This is a genomic window from Marinobacterium rhizophilum DSM 18822 (assembly GCF_000378045.1).
GTDB lineage: Bacteria > Pseudomonadota > Gammaproteobacteria > Pseudomonadales > Balneatricaceae > Marinobacterium_A > Marinobacterium_A rhizophilum.
On sequence record NZ_KB899089.1, the window covers coordinates 395,636 to 401,958 of the forward strand.

Consider the following 6,323-nt stretch of genomic DNA (forward strand, 5'->3'; position numbering starts at 1 on the left):
ACTTTATCAAGCAAGAGTCTGGGTTAGTCGATGAATAAACTACTGATCAGCTTACTGGTGACCTTTGGGATCTCGGGCGTGGCACAGGCCGAAGGTGATGCCGCCGCTGGGAAAGCGAACACGGCTGTATGCGCCGCTTGCCATAGCGCCGATGGTAACAGCGCGGTACCGAACTTTCCCAAGCTGGCAGGGCAGAATGAAGCCTACCTGCTGAAGCAGCTCAAGGAAATCAAGGCAGGATCGCGCCAGGTGGTTGAAATGACCGGAATGCTGAATGGTTTCAGTGATCAGGATCTGGCTAACATTGCGGCATTCTTTGCCAGTCAGAAGGTACAGATCGGTCAGACGTCGCAGGAACTGGTTGAAGCCGGCCAGCAGATCTACCGTGCCGGCGTGATGGATAAGGGTGTTGCTGCCTGCACGGCCTGCCACTCCCCCAATGGTACCGGTAACTCCTCAGCCGGTTTCCCGGCGCTGAGCGGTCAGCATGCGGCCTATGTTGAAAAACAGCTGATGGCATTCCGTAACGGTGCGCGCGACAATGACCCGAACGGCATGATGCGTGATATCGCTGCAAAACTGAGCGACACTGAAATCAAGGCTGTGGCTGACTACGTTCAGGGCCTGCACTGAGCCCGGCGTTCAGCGCAGGTTTGGATAAGGCAGCTTAGGCTGCCTTTGTTGTCATTGGGCAGTGGTCGCCGGGTGACCGACTTCGCCTGAATGAACTTTGGTCGTTTCCGGTAGTCCCCGTATATCTACAGTTTTTCGGAGAAGGGAAGATGATTAGAAAACTCTGTGTTGGCCTGCTGGCGATGATGATGTCACTGACGGTCTGGGCGGCCGAGGCTGAACCTTTCCAGGATGGCGTGCAGTACGAAACGCTGCCCTTTGCCGTGAAAACGGCCGATCCGACACGGGTCGAAGTGACCGAGATGTTTGGTTACCTGTGTCCGCACTGCAACAGTTTTGAACCGCTGGTGGCGGGCTGGCACAAGCGCCAGGATGCCGATGTGCAGTTCGTGCGCATTCCCGTGGTCTTTGGGCGCAGCTGGGAGCCGTTTGCCCGCGCCTATTACACCGCCGAGCTGATGGATGTGGTCGACAAGAGCCATCAGCAGATGTTCGATGCGATCCACCTGAACAAGCAGCGTTTTTCCAAGCAGGAGGATCTGGTTGAGTTTTATGGCAAACTGGGTGTCGATCGCGATAAGTTCGGCAAGCTGATGAACTCTTTTGCCGTCAATACCAAGCTGAACCAGGGTGAGTCCAAGGCGCGCAGTTACGAGATCACCGGCGTGCCGACCATGGTGGTCAATGGCAAGTACCGCGTCACGGCGGGCTCGGCTGGCGGCCACAAGCAGATGCTGGAAGTGGTTGATTACCTTGTCGAGAAAGAGCGCAAGTCAATGTGACACCTGGCTTGAATTACAAAAGCCGTCGGCATCGTCCGGCGGCTTTTGTGTTTCTGGCCCCTGGCAATGCGGTTATTGATGCGCGTTTCTTTACCTGTTCGCGACCAGCAGGCACACTTGGGCGCGGCGAGGTTTGACCCTCGCCTTTTAGTTTTAGTCAGTCAGACAGGATTCCCTACAGGTGCGACGACTTCTGCGCATAGTTAAGATTGCTCGAGTGTTGGCCCGCTATCGGCTGGATACCGTTTTTGATCAGGTGCCGCTGCCCTGGTATATGCGGCTGTGTCTGCGTCTGCTGCCCTGGCGTTATTTTATTGCTGTGAAGCGGCCCCAGGGAGAGCGCCTGCGCCTGGCGCTCGAAGCACTGGGGCCGGTGTTCATAAAGTTTGGCCAGATGCTCTCGACCAGGCGAGACCTGCTGCCCGATGAGATCGCACTTGAGTTGCAACGGCTGCAGGATCAGGTGCCGCCCTTTCCCGGTGAGGCGGCGCGCCTGATCGTGGAAAAGGCGCTGGGTCAGAGTGTGAACGAGCTATTTACACGTTTTGACTCCCAGCCGCTGGCCTCGGCTTCGGTGGCTCAGGTGCATGTCGCCCGCCTGCACAGTGGCCGTGATGTGGTCGTGAAGGTTGTTCGCCCCGGTATTGAGCGCACGATTCGCAAGGACGTTGATCTGCTTTACACCTTCGCCCAGTTGTTGCAGTGGGCCTGGCCGGAGGGGCGCAGGCTGCGTCCGGTCGAGGTGGTTCGCGAGTATGAGCAGACGATTTTTGACGAGCTTGATTTGCGCAAGGAAGCGGCCAATGGCTCGCAGCTGCGACGTAACTTCGAACAGTCCGAGATTCTCTATATCCCCGAAATCTTCTGGGATCTGACGCGCCAAAGCGTGCTGGTCATGGAGCGGATCGAGGGAATTCCGGTGGCGGATGTTGTGCAGCTGCAGGCTCAGAACACCGATATGAAGGCCCTCGCCGAGCGTGGTGTCGAGATCTTCTTCACTCAGGTGTTTCGGGACAGCTTCTTCCATGCGGACATGCACCCCGGCAATATCTTTGTGTCGCGCGAGACCCCGTCACAGCCCCAGTACCTGGCAGTTGATTTCGGGATCGTTGGTTCGTTGACCCCGGAGGATCAAAACTACCTGGCCCGTAACTTCCTGGCGTTCTTCAAGCGCGATTACCGGCAGGTGGCGCAGCTACACATTGATTCCGGCTGGGTACCACCGGACACCAATCTGTACGCATTTGAAACAGCCATTCGCAGTGTCTGCGAACCTATATTCGAAAAGCCCTTAAAAGATATTTCCTTTGGTCAGGTGCTACTGGGGCTGTTCCAGACCGCGCGCCGCTTCAATATGGAAGTACAGCCCCAGCTGGTGCTGTTGCAGAAGACGCTGCTCAATGTCGAGGGGCTGGGGCGGCAGCTGTACCCGGAGCTTGATCTGTGGAAAACCGGCAAGCCCTATCTCGAAACCTGGATGAAGAACCGTGTGGGCCCCAAGGCGCTGTTACGTACGGTGAAAGAGCAGGCACCGGAGTGGCTGGACAAGCTGCCCCACATGCCGCAGCTGGTCTTCGATGCGCTGCAGCAGATCAAGCGTATGGATACCAATCAGCGTGTGCAGCAACAGCTCGTCCTGCAAGCGCAAGAGGTCGCCGCACGGCGTCGCCGGCGGGCCCGCGCCGGTGGTGTGCTGCTGTTGGTGCTGGCCGTCGTGCTGGGGGCGGGTGATCTGGATCCCTGGCTGCAGCATCTTTCGGCCCCGGGGTGGCTGATGGCTGCCGGTGGCTTTTATCTGCTACTAATGCACTAGTCGTGCAGCCGTTGTGGCTTGGCGTAAACAGGGGCTTCGGTTATTCTTGCCTGCTCCAGTCGGATTTAGGTTCAAATATAAGTTATGTCAGAACTCTGGCTCGATCAGGTGAAATGGAATAACGATGGCCTGGTTCCCGCCATCGCTCAGGACTACCAGAGCGGTCATATATTGATGGTGGCCTGGATGAATCGTGAGGCGCTTCAGTTAACGGTTGAGGAGCAACGGGGCATCTACTGGTCACGCTCGCGGCAAAAACTGTGGCGCAAGGGCGAAGAGTCCGGCCATATTCAGCAGCTGCATGAGATTCGTCTTGATTGCGACGGCGATGTGATTCTGCTCAAGGTTGAACAGTTGGGTGGAATTGCCTGTCATACAGGGCGTGAAAGCTGCTTTTACAGCGTGCTGGAAGGCGGTCACTGGGTTCCGGTAGATCCCGTGCTCAAAGAGCCGGGCGCCATTTATACAAAAACCGAGAATTCGATAGATGAATGACGTTTTGCAACAACTCGGTGTTTTACTGGAAGAACGAAAATCTGCTGCGGCCGATAGCTCCTATGTAGCGAGTCTGCATGCCAAGGGTCTGAACAAGATTCTGGAAAAGGTTGGAGAGGAGGCTACTGAAACACTGCTGGCCGCCAAGGACGCCAGTGTCAGTGGTGATAACACTGATCTGGTATATGAAACGGCGGACCTGTGGTTTCACAGCCTGGTCATGCTGTCCCACCTGGGAGAATCTCCTCAGGCGGTACTGGATGAATTGTCCCGTCGCTTCGGTCTGTCCGGGTTGGACGAAAAAGCCGCCCGCAGCAAGGACTGACCGGTGACAGGCTGTATTTTTTGCCGTATTGCGCGGCATGAAGCACCAGCCAATGTGTTGTATGAAGACGAACAGATCATAGCGTTCAGGGACCGGGCACCCAAGGCGCCTGTGCATCTTCTGGTGGTGCCCAAGAAGCATATTTGCAACTTGGCTGGCCTGGAGTCACAGGATCAAAGTTTGATTGCCCACATAATGATGAAATTACCGCAGATAGCGCGGCTGAGTGGCCTTGATGATGGCTTTCGCACGGTGACCAATACAGGTCCTGGCGGGCGTCAGGAGGTCTACCACCTGCATTTTCATATTCTTGGTGGCGGCAAGTTGCCTGCCATGTGATTCGGGAGAGATGTTATGGGTTTTGGTGGTATTAGCGTTTGGCAGTTGCTTATCGTACTCGCGATTCTCCTGTTGCTGTTTGGCACCAAGAAGCTGCGCAACATCGGTGGTGACCTTGGTGGGGCCCTGAAAGGTTTCAAGAAAGCGATGTCGGATGATAGCGAAGACGCTAAGGATCCGAAGAAGCTCGACAAGGAGGAAGACGCCCAGTTCTCCAGCAAGGTTGATGCGGCGCAGAAAGAAGCTGTCAAAGACGACAAAAAGGCTGATCAATAAGCCATACGGGCCCCTGAATGTTCGATATAGGCTTTGCTGAGCTGCTCATTGTTGCTGTGGTTGCGTTACTGGTGCTGGGGCCGGAGAAGCTCCCGACTGCCGTGCGTACCCTCGGGTTGTGGGTAGGGAAATTCCGCCGTACGGTGAGTGGCATCCAGTCCGAGATCTCGGAAGAATTACGGCTGGATGAGTTGCGCCGCAACGCCGCCATCGAGAAAGAGCGGCTAGATGAAGAACTCACCGAAATGAAAACCCCCTTTAAGTCTGTCCAGCCAAAGGCGAGCAGTGCGGCGCCCCTTGATGATAGCCAGGCCGCTCGCGCTGAGCCGGACGCGACACCAGGCAGTAACGCCGCGTCAACTGACAGAGCGCAGCCCTGATGAGCAAGTTGAATGAGCCGGTGTCCGGACAGGACGAAGAGCAGCCGCTGATTTCTCATCTGGTTGAGCTGCGCCAGCGGCTTATCTGGGCGTTGCTGACAGTCATGCTCGTATTTCTGAGCCTGTTCTATTTCGCCAACGACCTGTATGCCTATCTGTCGAAACCGTTAACTGCGCTGCTGCCCGCTGGCACCAGCATGATTGCAACGGATGTGACCTCGCCATTTTTCGCACCCTTCAAGCTAACGCTGGTGTTGTCGATATTTGCGGCCATGCCTTTTATCCTGCACCAGATCTGGGGCTTTATTGCGCCGGGCTTGTACAGCCATGAGCGCCGTATTGCGATACCGCTACTGGTATCCAGCATTGCGCTCTTTTATAGCGGCATTGCGTTTGCTTACTATGTTGTCTTTCCGCTGATCTTTGGTTTCTTTACCAGCGTAGGACCCGAGAACGTCGCGGTAATGACCGATATCAGTAGCTACCTCAATTTCGTACTTAAGCTTTTTTTTGCTTTTGGCATCGTGTTTGAGATTCCCATTGCGACCTTGCTGATTATCTGGAGCGGTGTTTCCACGGTAGAGAGCCTGGTCAGCAAGCGCGCCTATGTCGTGGTGGCCTGTTTTGTCGTGGGCATGCTGCTGACGCCGCCTGATGTGATTTCTCAAAGTCTGCTTGCACTGCCCATGTGGCTGTTGTTTGAGCTGGGTATCCTTCTGGGCAGAGTGATTGTGCGCAAGCCGCATGAGGAAGATGATGCTGACACCGACGTGCCGGATTAACAGGCCGCACAGTGAGAGCTGAGCCGTAATATTAAAAGGGCGCCCCTAATGGGCGCCCTTTTCTTTTATGGGGCTTTTGATATGGAGCTGCTGGCGATTGTTATCGGCTCGGTCCGGTTTTATTCACGGGGCTTTGGCAGGCTCATGAGTGTTAATGGTTAACTGTTGTTTGTTATTTAAACCAATTATGCGCTTCGAGGCGTTTTTCAGGCCCGGATTCGGCCTTTTTTCACTTTCCGGGCATTATTTTCAAAAGGGCTGTTGACTCTCCGCTGGGGGAATGTAGAATGCGCACCTCGCTTAGGGAGAGCGGCTTTAACGGCCCTCAAGCAGAGCGAGCAAGTCGGAAGTAAATGGTTGATTTTCTTGTAAAATTAACCGGCGTTATCGACTTGTGAGTCACCCTGTTTTCCACGCGGCTCCGGCCACGAAAGTTGAAAAAAAGGGTTGACTTAAAACACTGAGTCGCTAGAATATGCGCCTCACTTGAGACACGGG

At 55.3% G+C, this 6,323-nt stretch carries 9 protein-coding genes; all 9 read left to right on the top strand.

The genetic code is table 11. From position 1 onward, the window contains the following. The first annotated feature begins 30 nt into the window (after positions 1 to 30). The 9 genes from F451_RS0101820 (at position 31) to tatC (ending at position 5,825) form a co-directional block, all read left to right on the top strand. Positions 31 to 633, top strand: coding sequence for a c-type cytochrome (locus F451_RS0101820; RefSeq protein WP_020679641.1), 603 nt, complete (start codon positions 31 to 33; stop codon positions 631 to 633). 149 nt (positions 634 to 782) lie between these two features. After that, the gene (locus tag F451_RS0101825) at positions 783 to 1,415 is read left to right on the top strand and encodes a thiol:disulfide interchange protein DsbA/DsbL (protein ID WP_020679642.1); all 633 of its coding nucleotides are present in this window, start codon (positions 783 to 785) and stop codon (positions 1,413 to 1,415) included. 181 nt (positions 1,416 to 1,596) lie between these two features. After that, a complete protein-coding gene (gene ubiB / locus F451_RS0101830) occupies positions 1,597 to 3,228 on the top strand; it encodes a ubiquinone biosynthesis regulatory protein kinase UbiB (protein WP_026291433.1) in 1,632 nt (543 codons plus the stop codon). An 84-nt stretch (positions 3,229 to 3,312) separates the two neighbouring features. Continuing rightward, a complete protein-coding gene (hisI, locus tag F451_RS0101835; RefSeq protein WP_020679644.1) occupies positions 3,313 to 3,723 on the top strand; it encodes a phosphoribosyl-AMP cyclohydrolase in 411 nt (136 codons plus the stop codon). Then, positions 3,716 to 4,048 carry a phosphoribosyl-ATP diphosphatase gene (locus tag F451_RS0101840; RefSeq protein ID WP_020679645.1) on the top strand — a complete coding sequence of 111 codons (333 nt, stop codon included), beginning with the start codon at positions 3,716 to 3,718 and terminating at the stop codon, positions 4,046 to 4,048. Before hisI ends, F451_RS0101840 begins: the two co-directional genes overlap by 8 nt. A gap of 3 nt (positions 4,049 to 4,051) precedes the next feature. Next, on the top strand, positions 4,052 to 4,387 hold the full coding sequence (locus F451_RS0101845; protein WP_020679646.1) for a histidine triad nucleotide-binding protein: 336 nt from the start codon (positions 4,052 to 4,054) through the stop codon (positions 4,385 to 4,387). A gap of 15 nt (positions 4,388 to 4,402) precedes the next feature. After that, the gene (gene tatA, locus F451_RS0101850; protein WP_020679647.1) at positions 4,403 to 4,663 is read left to right on the top strand and encodes a twin-arginine translocase TatA/TatE family subunit; all 261 of its coding nucleotides are present in this window, start codon (positions 4,403 to 4,405) and stop codon (positions 4,661 to 4,663) included. A 17-nt stretch (positions 4,664 to 4,680) separates the two neighbouring features. Continuing rightward, positions 4,681 to 5,043, top strand: coding sequence for a Sec-independent protein translocase protein TatB (gene tatB / locus F451_RS24480; protein WP_020679648.1), 363 nt, complete (start codon positions 4,681 to 4,683; stop codon positions 5,041 to 5,043). Beyond that, complete coding sequence (gene tatC, locus F451_RS0101860) at positions 5,043 to 5,825, top strand: twin-arginine translocase subunit TatC (RefSeq protein ID WP_020679649.1); 783 nt, start codon at positions 5,043 to 5,045, stop codon at positions 5,823 to 5,825. The genes tatB and tatC overlap by 1 nt, the downstream gene beginning before the upstream one ends. Positions 5,826 to 6,323 lie beyond the last annotated feature (498 nt).

Coding starts and splice junctions, on each gene's coding strand:
- F451_RS0101820 (WP_020679641.1), top strand. CDS start 31: ATGAATAAACTACTGATCAGCTTACTGGTGACCTTTGGGATCTCGGGC.
- F451_RS0101825 (WP_020679642.1), top strand. CDS start 783: ATGATTAGAAAACTCTGTGTTGGCCTGCTGGCGATGATGATGTCACTG.
- hisI (WP_020679644.1), top strand. CDS start 3,313: ATGTCAGAACTCTGGCTCGATCAGGTGAAATGGAATAACGATGGCCTG.
- F451_RS0101840 (WP_020679645.1), top strand. CDS start 3,716: ATGAATGACGTTTTGCAACAACTCGGTGTTTTACTGGAAGAACGAAAA.
- tatA (WP_020679647.1), top strand. CDS start 4,403: ATGGGTTTTGGTGGTATTAGCGTTTGGCAGTTGCTTATCGTACTCGCG.
- tatB (WP_020679648.1), top strand. CDS start 4,681: ATGTTCGATATAGGCTTTGCTGAGCTGCTCATTGTTGCTGTGGTTGCG.
- tatC (WP_020679649.1), top strand. CDS start 5,043: ATGAGCAAGTTGAATGAGCCGGTGTCCGGACAGGACGAAGAGCAGCCG.